The following is a 21706-nucleotide window of genomic DNA, read 5'->3' on the forward strand; positions in this document are numbered from 1 at the left end:
TGGGGTAGTCATAACGTAGCGGTAGACGCCGCTTGACCCCAGAAGGAGAGTTTACCATGACGAAGACACCAGATTTCGCCGCGATGATGAAAGACATGATGGGTGCATTCCCAGTTGACACATCCGCAATGAACGACGCGTTCAAAACAACCGCGACACTGAACGAAAAGCTGTCCGGCGTAGCGCTGAACGCTGCCGAGAAATCCGCCGAGATTTCCAGCAAATGGACAAAAGACACTCTGGCAAAAATGTCCGAGATGTCGAAAGCCAAGCAAGAGCCAGCAGATTACGCCAAAGCAATGACCGAGTTCACCTCGGCCTCTGCTGAAGTCGCGTCCGAGCATATGGCCGCTTTCGCTGAAATCGCGAAGAAGGTCCAGATGGACACAGTCGAGCTGATGATGGCTGCGGGCAAAGACATGTCCGAAGAAGCAACAGCTGCTGTGAAAAAAGCGACATCCGACGCGACAGCCGCCACAAAGAAAGCCGCTGCGAAGTAATCGCACCGGCCTTTGGTTCAGGTAAAGATTGATCAGGGCAGACTTTGCGGTCTGCCCTTTTTTGTGGCACCTATCTTTTTCATTTAAGCTGCCCTAAGCTGCAATGCAGCATGCTATTTGGGAAGGATCTACCGTGACCGAAACAGTCAAGCCCCTGCTTATCAAACGATATGCCAGCCGCCGCCTGTATAATACCGAAACCAGTGACTATGTGACGCTGGATGATATCTCGGGGTTTATCCGCGACGGGCGCGAGGTGCAGATTGTGGACCTGAAATCAGGCGACGATCTGACCCGCCAATATCTGCTGCAAATCATCGCCGAACACGAAAGCCGCGGTGAATCCGTGCTGCCGGTGGATGTGCTGAACGATCTCGTGCGCAGCTATATGTCCCCCGATGCGAGCGTTGTGCCGCAGTTCCTCAAGACATCGTTTGACATGCTGCGCGACGGTCAGGCGCGGGTGCTTGAGAACATGAACACGATCAACCCGATGGCGAAGATGCCCGGTTTCGAGGTCATGCAGGCCCAGCAAGAAGCGTTCATGAAGGCGATGACCGGCAATATGCCGACGCCTTGGAACGGCATGGGCAAGACAGATCAGCGCCCTGCCAGCGCCAAGGGCGATGACGCCGAAAGTCTGGATGCGATCAAACAACAACTGGCCGAGCTGCAGGAAAAACTCTCCAAGCTGAAGTGACGGCGATTGGCCCCCGTTTGAACGGTTAAAGCCCACCCGCTGACGGGTGGGCTTTGGTGTGTCTGCCGGATGCCTCCGGCGGGAGTTTATCTGGCAAAATGAAGCCTCAGGCCGCGGCGGATTTCGTCACCGTCGCCAGCGCCCCGAGCAGCACATTCACAATCGCGTCGAGCTCGGCTGGTTGCAGTTGCACGGGCAGGCGCACGTCGCAGGCGGTCATCAACATGGCGCGGGTCCGGGGCAGGTCGGGCAGGTCCTTGATGAACTGCCAGTTCCAGAAGGCGCGCGCGTTGTCGGTGCTTTGGCCGAAGACCTGAACCTTGACGCCGGCCTTGGCGCTGGCTTCGGCAAAGGCGCGGATGGCGGCATCGTCCAGCCCGACCAAATTGAACTGTATGGAATCCGGCGCGCGGGTTTCGGGGGGCAGCGGGGCGGGGACGTCGATCTGGGGGGCGGCGTTCAGCTTGGTCGCGACATAGTCGTGATTTCGCAGCCCGTCGGCCACACGGCGGGGCAGTTCGGCCAGTTGGGCCCGCACCAGCACCGCTGACAGGTTGTTAAGACGCAAGTTATAAAGCGGCAGTTTATTCTGCCAGCGCGCGCAGGCGTCCGCGATGCCGGGGTGTTTCTTCCAGTTGTGTTCATAGGCACCGGACATGATGATCGCACGGGCCACCAGATCGGCGTCGTCGGTGATCAGGATGCCGCCTTCGCCCGCGTTGACCATCTTGTAGGACTGGAAGGAAAAGCAGCCGATTTTGCCGATGGTGCCGATCTTGCGGTCGTGCCAGAGGGTGCCGAGCGAATGGGCCGCATCCTCGATCACCGGCACGTTTGCGGCATCGCACAGCTGCATGATCGCATCCATATCCGAGGTATGCCCCCGCATGTGGCTGATGATCACCGCGTCGACACCCGGTAGCTTGGCGGCGAAATCCGACATATCGATCCGGTAATTTTCCCCGACCTCGCAGAGCACCGGTGTATAATTGGCGTGGATCACGGCAGAGGGCATGGCCGCGAAGGTAAAGCCGGGGATCAGCACCTTGGCGTTCTGCGGCAGGTCAAGCGCCAGCAGCGACAGAAACAGCGCGGCAGAGCAGGACGACACCGCCAGCGCATAGCGGCTGCCCATCATCTGCGCAAACTCGGCCTCCAGCAGGGACACCGGCGCATCGGCGGCAGCGGTGTAGCGAAACAGATCGCCGCTTTGCAACAGCTGCTCTATCTCGGCGCGGGCTGTGTCGGGAATGGCTTCGGCGCTGTGCATGTCGGGCAGGGTCATATTTCAATATCCTGAATGTTTGTTTTCAGAATGGTAAAACAATGCGCCTATGGGACCAAGCCTTTTCCCCGTTCCGCTTTATGAATGTTTTGTGACTATATCCCCAGACGGTCGCGCAGGCTGAACCAGCTCATGGCGAGCGCGAGCAGCGGGCTGCGCAGTGCGCCGCCGCCGGGGAAGGTCGGCGTGGGCAGGGCGCTCATCGTGTCAAAGCCGTCGCCATCGCCCTGGATCGCACGGGCCATCAACTGCCCTGCGTGGATCGCGGTGCCGACGCCGTGGCCGGAATAGCCCGAAGCCGACAGAATGTTGGGTGCCACGCGGGCCAGAAAGGGCAGCCGTTTCATGGTGATCGCCAGCGTGCCGCCCCAGGCATAGTCGATCTTGACGTCGCGCAGCGCGGGGAAAACCTGGCCCATGGGTTTGCGCGCCTTGGCGGCGAGGTCGCTGGGGAAGCGGTAGCCATAGCTTTCGCCGCCGCCGAACAGCAGTCGCCCATCATGGCTGAGCCGGAAATAATTCACCACGAATTTGCTATCGGCCACGGCGACATCCCGGGGCAGCACGTCTTTCACGCGGTCGCCCAAGGGTTCGGTGGCGACGATAAAGTTGTTGATCGGCATGACCTTGGCCGCGACCTTGCGGTTCAACCCGCCCAAATAGCCGTTGCAGGCCAGGATCACATGGTCCGCCGTCACCCGCCCGCCATCGGTCTGCACAGTGGCGGGGGTGCCTTCGGTGATCTGATGCACGGCGCTGCGTTCATAGATCTCGACCCCTGCCGCCTGCGCCGCCCGTGCCAGCCCGAGGGCGAGGTTGAGCGGGTGCAGATGCGCGGCCCCCATATCCAGAATACCGCCGCGATAAGCAGGCGACGCACAGACGTTGCGCAGCGCGTCGCGGTCCAACACCTCTATCTGGTCGTAGCCATAGCGGTCCTGCAAGACGCCAGCATAGGTGTGCAGATGCTCTACGTCACCGGCAGAACTGGCGGTCCAGGCGACGCCGGGCTTGAGGTGGCAATCGATGTCATGGGTCTTGATCAGGCTTTTGACAAGCGCTTTGGCGTCCTCGCCCAGATCCCATAGGCGCGTTGCGGCATCGCGTCCGACCATCTTTTCCAGCGTGTCCTGTTCGACGCGCTGACCACTCCCCAATTGCCCGCCATTGCGCCCCGAGGCCCCAAAGCCCACGCGCTGCGCCTCGACCAGCACGACGCGGCGCCCAGCCTGTGCCAGATGCAGCGCAGCCGACAGGCCGGTATAGCCGCCCCCCACAACGCAGACATCCGCGCGCTGATCGCCCTTGAGCGTGGGGTAGGCATCGGTCGGGGTTGCGGTCGCGGCGTACCAGCTGTCTGGATAGCGCCCCGGCGCGTCGTTTGCGTATAGCAGGTTCATTGCAGATCGGCCCCCTTGGCCGCTTCCAAATGGTCTTAAATCCTCGCCGAAGGCTCCCGCGGGTGCGGCGGGCCTAGACGTTCATCAACAGGTGCTCGCGTTCCCACGGGGAAATCACATGCAGGAACTCTTCGTATTCCGCGCGTTTGACGATGGCGTAGACGCGGGCGAACTCGGGGCCCAACACCTCGTGCAGGGTCGTGGCCTCTTCAAACAGATCCAGCGCGGATCCCAGCACCTGCGGGATATCCCCGTCGCCGTCATAGGCGTCACCCTTGAATTCGGCTTTGGGCTTTTTCTGTTCCATCAGGCCCAGATAGCCGCAGGCGAGCGAGGCGGCGATGCCGAGGTAGGGGTTGCAATCCATCCCGGCGAGGCGGTTCTCGACCCGGCGCGACGCGGGGCCGGAGAGGGGCACGCGGATGCCGGTGGTGCGGTTGTCGCGGCCCCATTCCAGATTGATCGGCGCGGCATGGTCTTTGACGTAGCGCCGGTAGCTGTTCACATAGGGCGCAATGACAGCCAGCGCGTCGGGCATGTGGTTCTGCATGCCGGCGATAAAGTGGTAAAACGCGTCCGTCTCGCCGCCTTGCGGGCCAGAGAAGATGTTCTTGCCCGTCGTGGCATCCAGCACCGAATGGTGGATATGCATGGCGCTGCCGGGTTCGTTGGCGATGGGTTTCGCCATGAAGGTGGCGTAGCAATCGTGGCGCAGGGCGGCTTCGCGGATCAGACGTTTGAAATAGAACACCTCGTCGGCCAGCCGCACGGGGTCACCGTGGATCAGGTTAATCTCGAGCTGGCCCGCGCCGCCTTCCTGGGTGATCCCGTCAATCTCGAACCCCTGCGCTTCGGCAAAGTCGTAGATGTCGTCGATCACGGGGCCGAATTCATCGACGGCGGTCATGGAATAAGCCTGACGCGCGGCAGCAGGGCGGCCGGAGCGGCCCATCATCGGTTTGATCTCATGCGCGGGGTCGAGGTTGCGCGCGACCAGAAAGAATTCCATTTCGGGGGCGACAACCGGCTCCCACCCTTGTGCGCGATAAAGATCGACAACGCGTTTGAGCACATTGCGCGGCGAATATTCGACCGGATTGCCGTCGCGGTCAAAGGCGTCGTGGATCACTTGCAATGTCCAGTCGCCGGTCCAGGGGGCGGCGGTCGCGGTCGAGATATCGGGCCGCAGGATCATGTCTTTTTCGATGAACCCGTCGGCACCGGCGGCGTCGCCCCATTCACCGGTGATGGTCTGGTAGAAGATGCTATCGGGCAGGTGGAAATATTCCTGCCGTGCGAATTTTGTGGCGGGCACCGCTTTGCCGCGTGCGATGCCGGGGAGGTCGGGGATGATACATTCAACTTCGTCGAGCCGCTTGCCCTCCAGATATTCGCGTGCTGCGGGGGGAAGCTCTTCAAGCCAGTCGGACATCATAATCTCTCTTTCTTGAGGAAATCTGCAATATGGTCGGCGATTTTTGCATTGTCGGTGGGGGCGTCCAGCAGGGCAGAGGCCGCCTGAAGCTGGTGATCGGGCACCACGCCTTTACCGCGGGTGCGGATCAGCCCGTCGATAAAGTCTTGGGTGAATTCGGGGTGGGGCTGGATGGTCCAGATCTGATCATCATACAGCAGGGCCGCGTTGGCGCAGAAGTCGGACGCGCCGACCACCTTGGCCCCATCGGGCAGTTGGGTGACCTGATCCTGATGCCAGGCATTCAGGGCCAGGGTCTCTCCGTCGATGGTGTATTCGGTGCGGCCCACGGACCAGCCGCCGGCGAATTTCTCGACCTTGCCGCCAAGCGCCTGTGCAATGATCTGGTGGCCAAAGCAGATGCCGACCAGCGGGCGGCCTGCTTCGCGGATGGCGCGGATCAGCTGCTCCAGCGGGGGGATCCAGTCGTGATCCTCGTAGGCACCGTGTTTCGATCCGGTGATCAGCCAGCCGTCCGCATCCACCGCCGAGGCGGGGAAGTCGCCATCGACCACGGACCAGATCTGGAAGTCGAACCCGTGCCCGCCCAGCAATTTGACGAACATGTCGCCATAATCGCCAAGCGCGTCTTTCATATTGTCGGGGGAGTGGCCGGTTTGAAGGATACCGATTTTCATGGGGGGCATCTGATTACACCGTGTCCAGATAGATTTCGACCTGCTCTTGCGGGGTCAGCTCCTGCATATAATGCAGCTCTTGCCGTTTGGTGAGGATAAAGTTGCGCACCATTTCGGGAGCAAAGATACGCTTTACCTCGGCGGAGTTTTCAAAGGCGTCGATCGCGGATTTCCAGTCGCCGGGGATTTGCGGCAGGTCGGCGGCATAGGCGTTGCCGGTGATCGGGGCGGGGGGCTCTGCCCCGTCCTCGATGCCGTTCATCGCAGCACCCAGCACGGCGGCCAGCATCAGATAGGGGTTCACGTCGCCGCCCGACACACGGTGTTCGATCCGCCGCGCCTTGTGGCTGCCGGACGGGATACGGATGGAGGAGGTGCGGTTCTCGTAGGCCCAAGAGATCCCCGTGGGGGCGTGGGCACCGGGCACCATACGGTCAAAGCTGTTGGCGTGGGGCGCAAAGACCAGCGCGCAGCCGGCCATGGCATTCATACAGCCCGCCACAGCGTGACGCATGATCGCCGTGCCTTGAGGGCCGCCGTCGTCAAAGACATTGTTGCCGTTCTTGTCGAGCACCGAGAAATGCGTGTGCAGGCCCGATCCGGGGTAATCCTCGTAGGGTTTCGCCATAAAGCTTGCGGCAAAGCCGTGGCGGCGGGCGAGGCCCTTGACCAGCATCTTGAACAGCCAGGCATCATCGGCGGCGCGCAGGGCGTCGTCGCAATGCATGAGGTTGATCTCGAACTGGCCCAGACCCGCTTCGGAAATGGCGGTATCGGCGGGGATGTCCATCTCTTCGCAGGCGTCATAAAGATCGGTGAAGAATTCATCGAACTGGTCCAGCGCGCGGATCGACAGGGTTTCGGCGGCCTTGCGGCGTTTGCCCGACCGTGGCGACAGCGGCACCTGCAGTTTGCGGCCCGAATCGTCGATCAGGAAAAACTCAAGCTCGACCGCGCAGACCGGCGTCAGCCCGCGATCCTTGTAGCGTTCGACCACCGCGCGCAGGGCATGGCGCGGGTCGCCGCCATAGGGGCGCCCGTCCTCGTGGAACATCCAGATCGGCAGCAGGGCCGAGGGCGCATCAAGCCAGGGCATCGGCAGAAAACCGCGTTCGGTCGGGTGCAGGATGCCATCGGCATCGCCGCTTTCAAACACCAGTGGGCTGTCGTCGATGTCTTCGCCCCAGATATCGAGGTTCAGCACCGACATGGGAAAGCGCGTGCCGTCCTCTACCACCTTGTCGGCAAAGCGCGTGGGGATGCGCTTGCCGCGGGCCTGACCATTGAGGTCGGCGGCGGCCACACGGATTGTGCGGACCTGAGGATGTTTGCGGAGCCAGTTTTTCATATCACACCTTGCAAGCGGCGGGCATGAACGGCGTTCTTACAACGTGAAAACCGGGGGTAGCGCCCACGCGCTAAATAATTTGATCAAAAAACAGATACTACCGGATCAGATTTAGACGCAAGCGAATTTTCCGCACCGCAGCCTGAGGCACATGGCGGTTCAAACGGCGGTTGATCAGCCCGAAGATGGCAATGATCACCAGCGTCAGCAAAATGAAGTAGCCCGCGAGAATGGGGTAGGGGATAAACGGGTTAAAGGTCTTATCCGCGAAATAACTGGCGTAATACAGCGCGTCCCCGCGTTGTTGCAGCGCCGGAAAACCGGTGAAAAACACCAGCGTTGTCGCATGAAACAGGAAGATCGCCTCGTTTGTATAGGCGGGCCATGCCAGCCGCAGCATGGTGGGCCAGATGATGCGCTTGAACCGCGACCAGCCGGAAATGCCGTAGGCATCGGCGGCTTCGGTGTCGCCCTTGGGGATGGATTGCAGCGCGCCATAGAAGATCTCGGCCGAGTAGGCAGAGGTGTTGAAGAACAGAACAATCAGCGCCCCAAGCCACGCAGAGGTGAACATATCAAAGAACGGGTGCACAGATTTTAGGCTAAGGAACAGGAAATAGCCAAAGAAGAACTGGATGAACAAGGGCGAGCCGCGGAACAGGAAGATAAACCATTCCGCCGGTTTGCGCAGCCAAGGGCTGGGGTGGGCCTTGGCCACGGCCAGCGCCGTCGCCAGCAGGAAGCCGCTGACCAGCGCGAAAAACCCGTAGTAGATGTTCCAGATCATGCCCGATCCGATCAGGGTGAACTGGTCACACAGCGTAAAGTCGCTGCGCGGCAGCAGCCGTTCGCCATAGCCAAGCGAGCGCAGCCCGTAGGATTGGATGGTTTCCCAACAGGTCATGCCGCTGCCTTTCGCTGTGCTTCGCCGCCGGCGGTGGCCTGACCCTTGGTCAGACGGCGCATCAGCCGGTCGAGCACGATTTCAGACACACGGGTAAAACAGAGGTAGAACACCAGCAGCGCCAGAAAATACCACATGCGCCAGTCAGGGTGGGGGTAATCGGTAAAGCGCGGGGTCTTGGCTCCGCCCAGATCACGCGCCCAATAAACGATGTCTTCGACGCCCAGCAGGAACAACAGTGGGGTGGCCTTGATCAGCACCATCCACAGGTTCCCCAGACCGGGCAGCGCATAGACCCACATCTGCGGCACAAGGATACGCCAGAAGGTCTGGCGCGGGGTCATGCCATACGCCTCGCCGGTCTCGATCTGGGCGCGGGGCACAGCGCGCATCGCGCCATAAAGCACATTGGCGGCAAAGGCCCCGAAAACGATAGCAAAGGTCAGCACCGCGAGCGAAAAGCCATAGGCCTCGTGGACCCATTGGGCAGAGTTGCCAAGCGGCATCTTGGCGGCCTGACAGACGATAAAGTCGCTGCCCTGACGGATCGGCTGATCCCAGTCGGGGCATTTCACCTTGTGACGCAGGTATTCGATGCCCTGATCCAGCGCGATGACGAAAAACAGGAAGAAGGCGATGTCGGGCACGCCCCGCACAATGGCGATATAGGCGCGGCCCAGCCATGACAGCGGCGCAAAGGGAGACCGCGCGGCCATCGCGCCGCCAAAGCCAAAGGCAAGTGCTGCGGGGGCGGTGATGGCGAGCAGCAGCAAGACGGTGCCGAATGCACCATAAAAGGCCAAATGCTTGCCCGTGGTCAGGTAGCACGTCAGCCACGACAGGCCGGAAAGCGTTTCTGGGTCGGTGCAGGCAAAAATGGCGGAATGTCCCGGTGGTATGCGCCCTTTGGCGGGCGTCTGGATTTGGGTCTTTAATCAGATCGGCAGGCAGAGAAAAGGGGCGGCATCTGCGCCGCCCCGATCATGATCAGAATGTATTGGCGTCTTCGCCGAACCATTTGATGATCAGCTTGTTCAGGCTGCCATCGTCCTTCATGGACTGGATCGCGGCGTCGAATTTCGCTTTCAGCTCTGTGTCGCTTTCGCGCAGGCCAAGGCCGATGCCGCCGCCCAGTGGCACGTCGTCACCAACAAAGACCATCTCGCCGCCGGATTCCTCGACCGTGGGGACCAGCGCGTCCTTGTCGGCGAAAACCGCATCCGCTTCGCCATTGTTCACGGCTGCGACGGTTTCATCATAGGTGGCGAATTCCAGCAGGGTGGCACCGGATTCAGCCACGTGACCGGCCTGGATCGTGCTGGTCTGCGCTGCAACAACACCGCCCATCACATCGGCATCCGCCGATTTCGCGGCATAGGCGGACGCCGCGGGCGGGAAGTAGTTCTGTGTGAAATCAATCACTTCTTCGCGCTCGTCGGTGATGCTCATACCGGCGATGATGGTGTCGTAGTTGCCCGATGTGAGGTTCGGGATGATGCTGTCCCATTCGTTGGTGACCCATTCGCAGGTCAGCTCGGCACGGGCGCAAAGCTCGTCACCGACTTCGCGCTCAAAGCCGTCTACTTCGCCCGCGTCATTCAGGAAGTTATAGGGAGGGTAGGCCCCTTCGGTCCCCATGCGGATGGTCTTGCCGTGGGCGTCTGCCATGGCGAAACCGGTGCTCAGCGCCAGTGCGGCGGTTGCAAGAACGAGTGTTTTCATTTTTGAAGTCTCCCAGTTTATTGTTTTTAGGTGGTTTTACTCTGCGTGAGTGGCCGAGAGGAACCCGCGCAGACGTTCTGATTTAGGGGCGCCGAACAGGTCTTCGGGGGCCCCTTGTTCTTCGATCAAACCCTGATGCAGGAAAACGACGTGATCCGAGACATCGGCCGCCAGTTTCATATCATGGGTTACGATCATCATGGTCCGCCCTTCGGCGGCCAGATCCTTGATGACTTTGACGACCTCTTGCTCAAGCTCGGGGTCCAGCGCCGAGGTCGGTTCGTCGAATAGAAGTGCTTCGGGCTCCATACACAGCCCGCGTGCGATGGCGGCGCGCTGTTGCTGGCCGCCCGACAGTTGCGCTGGAAAGACATCGCATTTGTCGCCAATACCCACTTTGTCGAGATAGGCCCGCGCGGCGGCCTCAACCTCGGCACGGTCGCGGCGCAGGACGGTCAGCGGGGCCTCCATCACGTTTTGCAGGATCGTCATATGGGACCACAGGTTGAACTGTTGGAACACCATCGACAGGTTCGTGCGGATGCGCAGCACCTGTTTTGGATCGGCAGGGCGGCGGTGGTGGCCGGTGCCTTTCCAGGTGACGGCCTCGCCGTTGAAGCGCAGATCGCCCTCTTGGCTGTCTTCCAGCAGGTTGCAGCAGCGCAGCAGCGTCGATTTGCCGGAGCCGGACGACCCGATCAGCGAGATGACGTGCCCGCGCGGGGCCTTGACCGACACCCCCTTGAGCACCTCCAGAGGGCCATAAGCCTTGTGAAGATTGTTGATCTCAATAACGGGGGGCTGATCTGTCACTGTGCTGCCTTATTGTGCATTCCGCAGCAAGTTAAGGTGATTTCAAGGGGGATTTGCAATCCAGAACTTGGGTTTTGCCCAATAATTCAACGGTTGACCCCGCGTAAATTCACCGCCTGCGCGTAAACTAGTCTTTGTCTTCAATCTGCTTGCGCACGATGGCGCTGTCGGTGTCTGTGACCCCCAGCAAGTTGGCCACCAAACGCAGCAATGCGTTTTCCTCGTCAGAGCGGCTGCCATCGGCCAGCACGACTTCCCACAGGGCTTTGATCACGGCAAGGCGGTCGTCATAGGGGACGGCATCCTTGATCGCGCGGGTAAAGCGGACGGTATCGGGGGCTTCGGCCTCCAGCGCTTCGGCGTCTGCCCGCAGGGAGGCGGTGCCATCTGCGTCCAGCGCATAGCGTTTCGCGATGATCTGGTCGATGCGCGCGCGCTCGGACGGGGCGTATTCATTATCCGACTTGGCGATGCGCACCAAAAGCGCGGTCAGCGCAAGGCGGGCATCCCCATCGGGAAGCTGGGCGGGATCAGGCTGGGTCAGCCGTTTGATGAATTCTGCGAACATGGGCGTGATATAGAGCGGTTGCGGCGCAAGGCCAAGGTCACAAAGCGTTCAGCGCTTTTTCGCGGGCGGCGGTCATGTCGGCGTCGCTGAGGCCAAGCGCGGTTTCAATCGCCAGCAGCTGGATCTCTTCGTCGTCGTCACGTGCGCCATCGGCCAGCGCCACAGACCACATCGCATCGCCAAGCGCCTTGCGGTCCTCATAGGGGACTTCCTCGCGCAGGATCTGGGCGAATTCGGGCGTACCGGGGGCGTGGCGTTCCAGCGCTTCGCAGGTGGCGCGCAGTTTCGCGGCCTCGATCGGTTTCAGGCCAAAGGTCTGCGCGAGGATGCGGTCGATCTGCCCCACTTCGGCAGCGCGGTAGGTGCGGTCGGCCAATGCCACACGCACCAGCAACGCGCCAAGGGCAAGCTGGGGGGTCGGCTGTGGCAGCGGCTTGGGGTCCGGCTTGCGGCGGGGGAATAGACGTTCAAACATGGCAACTCTTTATCCTTGCGGGCACATGAGGCTAACCCGATTCCGCGCGCAGCGTTCCGTTTTTCCCATATTCGCAAAGGGGTGATGTATAAAAAGCGCAATGCCGCAGGGGCAGGCGGGGCGGGGGCGTCAGGGGGCCTGTCGGGGCCTTAGGCGTCATACCCTTCGACGATGACCAGATTCCCGTCTGAGACGGAGGACCGGATATCCTTGGCCGCCTGATACCCCTCGCTTTCATAGCAGGCCACCGCATCGGCCAGCGAGGCAAATTCGATCACCACGATGCGCGGGTGCGACGTGCCTTCGCGGATGTCGGGCGCGGCCCCACGCACCAGAAACTTCGCCCCGAAATCGGCAAAGGGCTTGGCGTTGGCGGCGCGGTATTTGTCGTAGACTTCGGCATCATGCACGTCGACGTTAGCGATCCAGTAACCTTTGGGCATCGGGGGCTCCTTATCGGGGTAGGGTTTTGAACTTGGCCGCCAGACGGGCCGCTTCTTCTTTCAGCCCAAAGGGCGGGTTCAGCACGAACATGCCTGACCCGACCATCCCGTGACCGGGGCGGGCAGGGGCAAAGCTGACCTCGTGACGCAGGGCCTCGGGGTGGGCCCCCATCAGCGCGCTGAGCATCGGTTGATGCGCCTTATTGGTCAAAATCGGATACCACAGCGCAATGATGCCGACGTTCCACGCGCGCGCCAGCTTGCCAATGTGGCGCGGGATATCGGCGTAGTCTGTCTTGATCTCGAAGCTGGGGTCGATCAGCATCAGGCCACGGCGCGGGGTGGGCGGGGTCAGGGCGAAAGCCATGTCGAACCCGTCGCGGTGGTGGCATTTGACGTCATAGGGCGACATCGCCAAATCAAGGGCGGCATGTTCGCCGGGGTGCAGTTCGGCCAGATGGATGCTGTCGCTGTCGCGCAGCAGCTTGGCCGCCAGCAGGGGCGAACCAGGGTAGGCGTCTGCGCCATGTTCACCGGTGATCTGGTCAAGCACCTGTGCGTAAGGGTGCGCATCGTCGAACCAGCCGCGCACGCGGCCAATGCCCTGTGCCGCCTCGCCTGTTTTCAGCGCGGGCGTGTCGGACAGGTCATACAGCGCGCGCCCCGCATGGGTTTCCATATAGGACAGCGGTTTGTCCTTGCGGGTCAGATACCCCAACATCCACGCCAGCAGGCTGTGTTTGTGAACATCGGCCAGATTGCCGGCGTGGTAGATATGTTGGTAGCTGAGCATGCCGTTGGCCGCCTTTCGCGAGGGTCAGACCAGCCGCGACATTTCCTTGGCGGCGCGGATGAAATCCTTGAACAAGGGGTGCGGATCAAAGGGCTTGGATTTGAGTTCGGGGTGGAACTGCACGCCGATGAACCACGGGTGATCGGACCATTCCACGATCTCCGGCAGCATGCCGTCGGGCGACATCCCCGAGAAGGTAAGACCCGCTTTTTCAAGCTGCTCGCGGTAGGCGGTATCGACCTCGTAGCGGTGGCGGTGACGTTCGTCGATGGAGGTCGTGCCATAGACTTTGGCCACGTTCGACCCTTCTTTCAGCGTCGCGTCATAGGCACCAAGCCGCATGGTGCCGCCTTTGTCATCGTCGACCTTGCGTTCAACCTTGTGGTTGCCCTGCACCCATTCCTTGAGGTGGTAGACCACGGGCTCAAACCGCTTCTTGCCGGTGGATTCATGGTCGAATTCTTCCGAGCCTGCGGTCGTCAGACCGGCCACGTTGCGCGCGGCTTCGATCACGGCCATCTGCATGCCCAGACAGATCCCCAGATAGGGGACTTTCTGCTCGCGGGCGTATTGCGCCGCCTTGATCTTGCCCTCGGTGCCGCGTTCGCCAAAGCCGCCGGGCACGAGGATCGCGTGGAACCCTTCGAGGTGGGCCGATACATCATCGCTTTGATCAAAGACCTCGGCATCGACCCAGTCGATCTTGACCTTGACGCGGTTGGCCATGCCCCCGTGGGTCAGCGCCTCTGCAATCGACTTATAGGCATCTTCCAGCTGGGTATATTTGCCGACGATGGCGACGTTCACTTCGCCTTCGGGGTTGTGCACGCGGTCAGAGACATCGCGCCAGACCGATAGTTCGGGCTTGGGTGCGGGGGAGATATCGAAAGCATCCAGCACGGCCTGATCCAGCCCCTGCGCATGATAGGCCAGCGGCGCGTCATAGATGGTTTTCAGGTCATAGGCCGCGACCACGGCCTCTTTGCGGACGTTACAGAACAGGGCGATTTTCTCGCGCTCTTTCTCGGGGATGGGGTGTTCGGAGCGGCAGACCAGAATATCGGGCGCGATCCCGATGCTTTGCAGTTCCTTGACGGAGTGTTGCGTCGGCTTGGTCTTCAGCTCGCCGCTGGCCGCGAGATAGGGCAGCAGGGTGAGGTGCATGAAGATACACTGGCCGCGCGGCTTGTCGTGGCTGAACTGGCGGATCGCTTCGAAGAAGGGCAGGCCTTCGATATCGCCGACGGTGCCGCCGATTTCGCAAAGCATAAAGTCGACCTCGTCATCGCCGACATGCAGGAAATCCTTGATCTCGTTGGTGACGTGGGGAATCACCTGAATGGTCTTGCCCAGATAGTCGCCGCGCCGCTCTTTCTCGAGCACGGTGGAATAGACCCGGCCCGAGCTGATCGAATCCGTCTTGCGCGCGGCCACGCCGGTAAAGCGTTCGTAGTGGCCCAGATCCAGATCGGTTTCGGCGCCATCGTCGGTGACGAAAACCTCACCATGTTCAAAGGGCGACATCGTGCCGGGATCGACGTTCAGATAGGGGTCCAGTTTGCGCAGACGGACGGAGTATCCGCGGGCTTGCAACAAGGCCCCCAACGCCGCAGAGGCAAGGCCTTTGCCAAGGCTGGAAACCACACCACCGGTGATGAAAATATAGCGTGCCATGTGATGAAGGCCCCCGTGAGTTCAGATTTGATGCGGCAAAAGCCAAGCAATTGAGCTGCGGAAAACCGCAGCATCACGGGACTTAAGCCTAACAGGATTCGGATGGAAAAAGCAAGGCCAAGCCGCAACATCCTGTTGCGTATCTTGGCCCAACCTCAAGCTGTTGTAGTGTCTGGATTAATCCGCAGTCGGCACTTGCGGCGTATTTTCCGCAGGTGTCGGTGGCAGCAGCGCGTCGGCATCGGGCAGCGCTGGTGCGTCACCCTGGTTCAGCGCGGGTGGCGTGCCGCCCAGACGATCGATAACCGAAGAACCGGCGGATTTTTCAGCCGCGATGATGGTCAGCGTGATCGAGGTCACGATAAAGGCCGCGGCCAGAACCCAGGTCAGTTTGCCCATGGCTGTGGCTGCCGAGCGACCGGAAACGGCTCCGCCGCCACCGCCGCCGCCCATGCCAAGGCCGCCCCCTTCGGACCGTTGCAGCAACACGACTGCAATCAGGCCAAGGGCCAGAATGAGATGGACAATCAGGACTACATTTTCCATGGGTACCTACGGCTCTGCGTTTTGGACTTTGGGCGTGTCTAGGCAAGTTTGCCTATGGGGGCAAGGGAGGATTGGCACCCGCGGTGCCGCTTGGGCGGAAAGCCCGTGTGAAAGCCGCCTCAGGCTTCCACATCGTCCACGTCTGCCTGACCGGATACCGCCCTGCGAAAGATGCTCCAGCTGAGGCCGATGCCCAGCACAAAGCTCAGCGCGACAAGGCCGAGCCAGAGGTTAAAGCTGCGATTGTCCAGCCGCAGAATGCCCAGATCATAAAGCACCCAAAGGCTTGCCCCCACCAGTGCCACCACCAGCAGCATCCCCAGCCCGCCGATAGAGCGCAGCGTCGCGCGGAGATAGATCACGTAGCCGATAAACAGCAAAAGCCCCAGCAGCACCGCGATGGACAGGTTCATATGCCCGTATCGCTGCGCCCAGGTGACATAGTTATAGGGGGTCGGGTTAAAGGTCGCGGCCAGCAAGACAAAGGCGCAGGCCCAACGTATGATGAATCCCATCTGCGGTACTTCCTTCTTTGATCCGGCATGGAATATCGGGGCAGCCTAGGCAAAGTCTATGGCCCGTTGCGAAGTTTCACGGCCCCAAGCTGATAAATGCCCAGAAAAATGACGCGGCGGCGTTTTGGCTGCATTTTACAGTTTCGGTCCCCGACGGTCGTCGCTATACCTCCACGGGTTTGCACGGTTATTTGAACTGTTAAAGGAATATCTTCATGGCCAACGTCGTAGTCGTAGGCGCCCAATGGGGCGACGAAGGAAAAGGCAAAATCGTGGACTGGCTCAGCGAACGGGCCGATGTCATCGCGCGTTTTCAGGGCGGCCATAACGCGGGCCACACATTGGTCATCGACGGCAAGGTCTACAAGCTGCACGCGCTGCCTTCGGGCGTTGTCCGCGGCGGCAAGCTTTCGGTCATCGGTAACGGTGTTGTGCTGGACCCGTGGCACCTGCTGAAAGAGATCGAGACGATCCGCGCCCAAGGCGTAGAGATCACGCCGGAAACGCTGATGATCGCAGAAAACACACCGCTGATCATGCCCTACCACGGCGAGCTGGACCGCGCCCGTGAAGAGGCTGCGTCAAAGGGGACCAAAATCGGCACCACCGGCCGCGGCATCGGACCGTGCTACGAGGATAAAGTCGGCCGCCGCGCCATCCGCGTCGCCGATCTGGCCGATACAGCCACGCTTGAAGCCCGCGTCGACCGCGCGTTGCAGCACCATGATCCGCTGCGCAAGGGTCTGGGCGTCGAAGCCATCGACCGCGACGGGCTGGTTGAACTGCTGAAAGAGATCGCACCGAAGATCCTTGAATACGCAGCACCTGTCTGGAAGGTGATGAACGAAAAGCGCAAGGCCGGTAAGCGTATCCTGTTCGAAGGGGCGCAGGGCGCGCTGCTGGACATCGACTTTGGCACCTATCCTTTCGTCACCTCGTCGAACGTGATTGCAGGGCAGGCGGCGACCGGCGTCGGCATCGGACCGGGCGCGATCAACTATGTGCTGGGCATCGTCAAAGCCTATACCACCCGCGTGGGCGAAGGCCCGTTCCCGACCGAACTGCATGATGCGGACGGTCAGCGTTTGGGCGAGCGGGGCCATGAATTCGGCACCACCACCGGGCGTAAGCGTCGCTGTGGTTGGTTCGATGCGGCTTTGGTGCGCCAGACCTGCGCGACCAGCGGCGTCACCGGTATCTCGCTCACGAAACTGGACGTGCTGGACGGGTTTGAAACGCTCAAGATCTGCACCGGGTACGAGCTGGACGGGGAGCAGTTGGACTATCTGCCCACAGCGGCCGACCAGCAAGCCCGCTGCACCCCCATCTACGAGGAAATGCCCGGTTGGTCCGAAAGCACCGAAGGCGCGCGCAGCTGGGCCGATCTGCCCGCGAACGCGATCAAATACGTGCGCCGCGTCGAAGAGCTGATCCAGTGCCCCGTGGCGCTGCTGTCCACCTCGCCAGAGCGGGAAGACACGATTCTGGTCACCGACCCCTTCGCCGATTGATCTGACACGCCGGGGCCCTTCGGGGCCCTTGGCACGTGATGAAAGGACGACACAATGGCCCTTGGATATAAAGCACGCCGCCGGTGGGCGCTGGTCATTCTGCTGATTGGGCTGCCGCTCTATATCATTGCGGCGGTGGTCACCGTGTCGCTGTTTGACCGGCCACCCTTCTGGATCGAACTGGTGATCTATATCGCGCTTGGCGTGGTCTGGGCGATCCCGTTCAAATTTGTGTTCAAGGGGATCGGTCAGGCTGATCCGAACGCGGATCACGACGCAGAATAACCCGTTTCGCCTGCACGTCTTAGAGCGTTGCACACCATCATTCTCGCATAAAAAAACGGCCCCCTCGGGGGCCGTTTTTCGTTTCGGTTGTCATGTTTTGCCCGCTTAGCCAGCGGCGCGTGCATCCGGCTGGAACCCGATCTGTTCGGAGGCCTTGAAGCGGCCACCTTCCAGCTTTTGCAGCTTGCCGGTGCGCAGCAGCTGACCGAAGGAGCGTAGACCTTCCTCGCGGCTGAAATCCTCGGCACCGCCTTGGCGTACGGTGTTCATTAACTGCGGACGCGAGAAATCGTCCATGCCTTCGACAAAGGCCATATAGGCCGCGGCCGCCTCCAGCAGATCGGGAAGCTGGGTCGCGCCCATTTCCTCGGCGAACTCGGCAAAGCCACCGGCTTGCGGCACCGGCGCGGGGGCCACTGCGGCCACGCGGCGGGGGCGTACGGGGGCCACATTGCGCGGCTGGTCCGTGTCGATCCGCTGTGCCGCTACCAGCTTCAGCGGGGCAGGACGCGGTTCGGCGGGGCGTTCGGTGCGGGCCGTGGTTGACGCGGGGCGGCGTGGTTTGACCACCTCGGCCAGATCGCTGCGGTAGGCGTTGTTTTCGCGTTCCGCGGCATCGGGCGCACCAAGGGCCATATCGGCCTTTTTCGCGGCCACGGCGGCGCGCAGATGGGTGATCGCGTCGCGGCGTGTGGCGGCTTCGGGTTCGTCCATCTGGTTGTCGGTTTCCGCCAGCAGGCGGTTCATATCCGGGCCGCTGTCCGCGTCGAGCGTTGGCAGGCTGCGGCGTTGCGGGGCGGCTTTGGGGGCTTCGGCTTCGGGCTCTGCCGTGGTTTCGGTTTCGGCTTGTACCTCTTCGGCGTCATCCTCGGAAACATCAGTGTCGAGGGTTTCTTCTTGGGCCGTGTCTTCCTGCGAGGCTTCCTCGGCTGTGTCTTCCTCGGCGGTCTCTTCTTCGGGCGCGTCGTCCTCATCGGCGACGGCTTCTTCGGCCTCCTCAGGCGCGTCGGTCAGTGTGTCGGCAGCGGCGGAGGACAATGTTGCCTCAAGCTCGGCCAGCTCGCGGGCCAGATCTTCTTCATCCTCGTCAGAGAGCGTCGATTCGGGGTCGCGCTGGATACGCAGGGCGGGTTTTTCAGGCTCTTCGAGAACCGCAGGCGCGTCTTCTTCGACCTCTTCCAGCTCGCCTTCGGCGATGGCGCGGTCGATGTCGGCGCGTTTGACCTTGAGCACACGACCACGGGGCGCTGTGTCTTCTTCGGCTTCACCGGTTTCGTCAGCGTCAACCTGCGCGGCGTCAGCCTCTTCGACCTCATCAGCCGCAACGACTTCGTGCTGTTCTTCACTCTCTTGTGCGGCGGTAACGTCTTCTTCAGCTTCGAGGTCGGAAGTTTGTGCGATGTCTTCGACCGTATCGTCGGCGTCCAGCGCGCCCTGAATGTCGTTGATCGCGTTCGCGATGACGTCGTCGGTGCTGTCTTCCGCGTCGATTGTGTCCTCGTCGTCAAAGACCTGAGGCTGCGGTGCGGCGGGGGCGTCCTGATTGGCAACCACGGCGCGGATGCGCTGCAGTTTGGCCGCGATGCTATCAACGACAGGGGCCGCAACGGGCTGGATTTCGGCGTCTTGGTCGTCGACGGTCACCTCGTTGCGCGGGCTATCGGCGAAAAACGCTTCGACATCTTCGTCGGGTTGGCCGGGGACGATATCCACTTCGGGGGCCGAAGCCTCGGGGGCGGGGGCCGCAGAAGCAGGGGCCGCTTCGGCTTGCGTGGCTTCGGGCTTTGGCGCGGCAACATCACGGCTGACCACCTCGTCGCGCGGTGCGGCGGCTTCGGCCTGAGGCGCGGGTGCGGCCTCTGCCTCGGCAGATTTCAGCGCGTTGATGCGGTAGGCGTCATAATAGGCAGAGATTTCCTTGGGCCGGCGCGGCGCGAAGGAGGTCGACACCACCGACGGACCGGCAGCCGTGCTGCTGACCTGCGGCTGCGGTGCGGCAGGAGCCTTGGGTGTTTCGGCGGCTTCGGGCGCAGGGGCGGGCTGCGCTGGCGCTGCGGGTTCTTCTGGGGTCTGCGCGCTTAGGACGATCTGACCGTCCTGCTGGCGCGCTTCGACGCGGCGCGAGATTTCTTTCTGGGCGATATGGGCCAGCATCTCCGCATCGGGCTGTGCGGGTTCTGCACCGAAATACCGATCCTCCGACGACAGGTCGCGGAAATACTCTGCGATGGCCTTCATGGTGCCGAATGAATCGTCAAAGCCTTCCAACGTGCACGAGAAAGTGCCGTATGAGACCGTCAGAATTTTGTTGTTATTCATCATCGGATGGTCGTCCTCTGCCTATTTGCAGCTTACTGTTTACCATAAGGTTCAAGACCAATTCGGCTCGAATCTGTGCCCTGCAACGTATCATTTAATGTCAAAATTGCGGCATTGTTTCCAATTTGAGGTAAAACCGTGTGAAAACAACCATTGTGGCAAGCCGCAGCCCTGTCACCGTCATCGGGGGCGGGCAGCCCGGCCCGAACGACCTGAACGATGCGTTGCAGCTTGCCCCGATGTGTGTGGCGGTCGATGGCGGGGCAAATCTGGCCCGCGACGCAGGCGTAGAGATCGCGGCGCTGGTGGGGGATTTCGATTCTGTCACGCCCGAGACCCTGTCGCAAATCCCGCTCGCGCGGCAGTTCAAACTGGCAGAGCAGGAAACCACCGATTTCGACAAGGCGCTGCGGTCGGTGGCCGCGCCGTTGATCGTGGCGGTGGGGTTTTCGGGCGGGCGCGTGGACCATCAGCTTGCCGCCCTGAGCTCTTTGGCGCGGCATCCACACCAGCGTTGCCTGCTCATCGCCGGAGAGCAGGTGATTTTCCTCGCGCCGCCCCGGCTTGATCTGCCGACGCGGGCGGGGGATGTGGTGTCGATATACCCGCTGGCGGCGGTCCACGGAGAAAGCAGCGGGCTTGAGTGGCCGCTTGACGGGCTAGAGCTTTCGCCGCTGGGACGATTGGGCACATCGAACCGTGCGACGGGGCCCGCGATCCTTAGGGTCGATCGTCCCGCTGCGTTGGTGATGGTGCCCAGGGTGCTCATTCCGCAGGTTGCACAATCGCTGCTGCAGCCAGACGCCGCTGTGTGGCCCGCTCCCTCAGAATAATATAGAGACCGGCGGCCATGGTGATCCCCATCCCGAGCGCCGCCAGCGCATTGGGCAGATCGCCAAAGACGATCAACCCGACCAGCGTCGCCACGGGAATTTCGAGATATTGCATCGGTGCCAGCGTGGCCGAGGGGGCGTAGCGCAAGGACCATGTCATCAGCAGATGTGCCACGCTGCCAAGGACGCCTATTGCGATCAGCAGCATCCAGGCGTTTGCGTCAGGGACCTGCCAGCCCAAGGCGGGCACCGCTACGGTTTGCCCCAGACCCAGCAAGGGCAGCAGGATCACCACGGCCATAAACCCGCTGATCGTTTGCAGGCTGATCGGGTCGGTGTGTTTCGCGATCTGCCGTGTCACCAGCATAAACAGCGCAAAGTTCAGCGCTACGCCGACGGGCAGCAATGCGGGCCAGCCCACCTCGGCAAAGCTGGGTTGCACCACCAGCAGTGTGCCGCAAAAGCCGACGATACAGGCGAGAAGCCGGCGGGTGCCGACCTCTTCCCCCAGCACGTATTTGCCGAGCAGAAGCATAAAGAAGGGCATGACAAAGATAATCGCCACCGCATCGGCCAGCGGCAGGTATTTCAACGCGGTGAACATCATCGCGATACCGATGACATGCAACACTGTGCGCACAAAGGCGAGCCACAGCGTGCGGCCCCGCATCGCCAGCGGCCTGCCCGTCAGCAGCACGAGCGGCAGCAAGATCAGCAACTGCACGGCAAAGCGGATGAACACGACCTGACCCAGCGGCACGGAAGACCCCAGCAGTTTCGCAATCGCATCACCCACAGGGGCAACGATGCAAAAGCCAAGCATCATGGCAATACCGGTCATCGGTTTATCGGGCAGCATGGCAAAGCCTTTGTCGTGGATCAGGGGGATACGCCCCGGATGTGTAGGCATATCGCTGCGAGAGTGGCGGCATTTTTCCGGCTTTGCAACCGTGGGGAGAG

At 61.4% G+C, this 21706-nt stretch carries 23 protein-coding genes; 5 read left to right on the top strand and 18 right to left on the bottom strand.

Annotated elements, in window-relative coordinates:
- The first annotated feature begins 56 nt into the window (after positions 1 to 56).
- Positions 57 to 500 carry a phasin family protein gene (locus AADW22_RS06820; RefSeq protein WP_005852437.1) on the top strand — a complete coding sequence of 148 codons (444 nt, stop codon included), beginning with the start codon at positions 57 to 59 and terminating at the stop codon, positions 498 to 500.
- A 133-nt stretch (positions 501 to 633) separates the two neighbouring features.
- On the top strand, positions 634 to 1200 hold the full coding sequence (gene phaR, locus AADW22_RS06825) for a polyhydroxyalkanoate synthesis repressor PhaR (RefSeq protein ID WP_005852439.1): 567 nt from the start codon (positions 634 to 636) through the stop codon (positions 1198 to 1200).
- Between the two features lie 106 nt (positions 1201 to 1306).
- Here the strand turns inward: phaR and AADW22_RS06830 are convergent, their stop codons facing one another.
- The 16 genes from AADW22_RS06830 to AADW22_RS06905 all read right to left on the bottom strand — a co-directional run bounded on the left by AADW22_RS06830 (position 1307) and on the right by AADW22_RS06905 (position 15798).
- A complete protein-coding gene (locus tag AADW22_RS06830) occupies positions 1307 to 2485 on the bottom strand; it encodes a DegT/DnrJ/EryC1/StrS family aminotransferase (RefSeq protein ID WP_407474542.1) in 1179 nt (392 codons plus the stop codon).
- Between the two features lie 95 nt (positions 2486 to 2580).
- Positions 2581 to 3885, bottom strand: coding sequence for an NAD(P)/FAD-dependent oxidoreductase (locus tag AADW22_RS06835; protein ID WP_407474543.1), 1305 nt, complete (start codon positions 3883 to 3885; stop codon positions 2581 to 2583).
- A 73-nt stretch (positions 3886 to 3958) separates the two neighbouring features.
- On the bottom strand, positions 3959 to 5317 hold the full coding sequence (locus AADW22_RS06840; RefSeq protein WP_037944976.1) for a glutamine synthetase family protein: 1359 nt from the start codon (positions 5315 to 5317) through the stop codon (positions 3959 to 3961).
- On the bottom strand, positions 5317 to 5997 hold the full coding sequence (locus AADW22_RS06845) for a type 1 glutamine amidotransferase (RefSeq protein ID WP_168592374.1): 681 nt from the start codon (positions 5995 to 5997) through the stop codon (positions 5317 to 5319). The genes AADW22_RS06840 and AADW22_RS06845 overlap by 1 nt, the downstream gene beginning before the upstream one ends.
- A gap of 13 nt (positions 5998 to 6010) precedes the next feature.
- Positions 6011 to 7345 carry a glutamine synthetase family protein gene (locus tag AADW22_RS06850; protein WP_005852447.1) on the bottom strand — a complete coding sequence of 445 codons (1335 nt, stop codon included), beginning with the start codon at positions 7343 to 7345 and terminating at the stop codon, positions 6011 to 6013.
- Between the two features lie 97 nt (positions 7346 to 7442).
- Positions 7443 to 8249, bottom strand: coding sequence for an ABC transporter permease (locus AADW22_RS06855; RefSeq protein ID WP_132996866.1), 807 nt, complete (start codon positions 8247 to 8249; stop codon positions 7443 to 7445).
- The gene (locus AADW22_RS06860; protein ID WP_081781238.1) at positions 8246 to 9127 is read right to left on the bottom strand and encodes an ABC transporter permease; all 882 of its coding nucleotides are present in this window, start codon (positions 9125 to 9127) and stop codon (positions 8246 to 8248) included. The genes AADW22_RS06855 and AADW22_RS06860 overlap by 4 nt, the downstream gene beginning before the upstream one ends.
- A 109-nt stretch (positions 9128 to 9236) precedes the next feature.
- Complete coding sequence (locus tag AADW22_RS06865; protein WP_005852453.1) at positions 9237 to 9971, bottom strand: transporter substrate-binding domain-containing protein; 735 nt, start codon at positions 9969 to 9971, stop codon at positions 9237 to 9239.
- Positions 9972 to 10007: 36 nt separating this feature from the next.
- Positions 10008 to 10784, bottom strand: a complete 777-nt coding sequence (locus AADW22_RS06870; RefSeq protein WP_005852455.1) for an ABC transporter ATP-binding protein — start codon at positions 10782 to 10784, stop codon at positions 10008 to 10010.
- Between the two features lie 127 nt (positions 10785 to 10911).
- Positions 10912 to 11352: a TerB family tellurite resistance protein gene (locus AADW22_RS06875; RefSeq protein ID WP_005852457.1), complete on the bottom strand. Its 441-nt coding sequence runs from the start codon at positions 11350 to 11352 to the stop codon at positions 10912 to 10914.
- 37 nt (positions 11353 to 11389) lie between these two features.
- Positions 11390 to 11827, bottom strand: coding sequence for a TerB family tellurite resistance protein (locus tag AADW22_RS06880; RefSeq protein WP_005852459.1), 438 nt, complete (start codon positions 11825 to 11827; stop codon positions 11390 to 11392).
- 149 nt (positions 11828 to 11976) lie between these two features.
- Positions 11977 to 12270, bottom strand: a complete 294-nt coding sequence (locus AADW22_RS06885) for a DUF1330 domain-containing protein (RefSeq protein WP_005852461.1) — start codon at positions 12268 to 12270, stop codon at positions 11977 to 11979.
- Between the two features lie 10 nt (positions 12271 to 12280).
- On the bottom strand, positions 12281 to 13063 hold the full coding sequence (gene rlmJ, locus AADW22_RS06890; protein ID WP_288959902.1) for a 23S rRNA (adenine(2030)-N(6))-methyltransferase RlmJ: 783 nt from the start codon (positions 13061 to 13063) through the stop codon (positions 12281 to 12283).
- A 24-nt stretch (positions 13064 to 13087) separates the two neighbouring features.
- Positions 13088 to 14737, bottom strand: a complete 1650-nt coding sequence (locus AADW22_RS06895) for a CTP synthase (RefSeq protein WP_005852465.1) — start codon at positions 14735 to 14737, stop codon at positions 13088 to 13090.
- 177 nt (positions 14738 to 14914) lie between these two features.
- Positions 14915 to 15283, bottom strand: coding sequence for a preprotein translocase subunit SecG (gene secG / locus AADW22_RS06900; protein WP_037943847.1), 369 nt, complete (start codon positions 15281 to 15283; stop codon positions 14915 to 14917).
- Positions 15284 to 15402: 119 nt separating this feature from the next.
- Positions 15403 to 15798, bottom strand: coding sequence for a DUF6524 family protein (locus tag AADW22_RS06905; protein ID WP_407474544.1), 396 nt, complete (start codon positions 15796 to 15798; stop codon positions 15403 to 15405).
- Between the two features lie 215 nt (positions 15799 to 16013).
- Here AADW22_RS06905 and AADW22_RS06910 point away from each other — a divergent pair, with 215 nt between their 5' ends.
- Both AADW22_RS06910 and AADW22_RS06915 read left to right on the top strand, forming a co-directional pair.
- Positions 16014 to 17309 carry an adenylosuccinate synthase gene (locus tag AADW22_RS06910; RefSeq protein ID WP_005852471.1) on the top strand — a complete coding sequence of 432 codons (1296 nt, stop codon included), beginning with the start codon at positions 16014 to 16016 and terminating at the stop codon, positions 17307 to 17309.
- A 54-nt stretch (positions 17310 to 17363) separates the two neighbouring features.
- Positions 17364 to 17594 carry a DUF2842 domain-containing protein gene (locus tag AADW22_RS06915; RefSeq protein ID WP_005852473.1) on the top strand — a complete coding sequence of 77 codons (231 nt, stop codon included), beginning with the start codon at positions 17364 to 17366 and terminating at the stop codon, positions 17592 to 17594.
- A 105-nt stretch (positions 17595 to 17699) separates the two neighbouring features.
- On the opposite strand, the gene AADW22_RS06920 is transcribed toward AADW22_RS06915, so the two are convergent.
- The gene (locus tag AADW22_RS06920; RefSeq protein ID WP_407474545.1) at positions 17700 to 19916 is read right to left on the bottom strand and encodes a hypothetical protein; all 2217 of its coding nucleotides are present in this window, start codon (positions 19914 to 19916) and stop codon (positions 17700 to 17702) included.
- Between the two features lie 137 nt (positions 19917 to 20053).
- Between AADW22_RS06920 and AADW22_RS06925 the strand changes: the two genes are divergently transcribed.
- Entirely contained in the window at positions 20054 to 20746 is a 693-nt protein-coding gene (locus AADW22_RS06925) for a thiamine diphosphokinase (RefSeq protein WP_407474546.1), read from the top strand.
- Here the strand turns inward: AADW22_RS06925 and AADW22_RS06930 are convergent.
- A complete protein-coding gene (locus AADW22_RS06930; protein WP_407474547.1) occupies positions 20679 to 21656 on the bottom strand; it encodes a DMT family transporter in 978 nt (325 codons plus the stop codon). The two genes, AADW22_RS06925 and AADW22_RS06930, sit on opposite strands and share 68 nt — an antisense overlap.
- Positions 21657 to 21706: the final 50 nt, after the last annotated feature.

Origin of the sequence: Sulfitobacter sp. PM12, assembly GCF_045586035.1 — a bacterium.
Taxonomy (GTDB): domain Bacteria; phylum Pseudomonadota; class Alphaproteobacteria; order Rhodobacterales; family Rhodobacteraceae; genus Sulfitobacter; species Sulfitobacter pontiacus.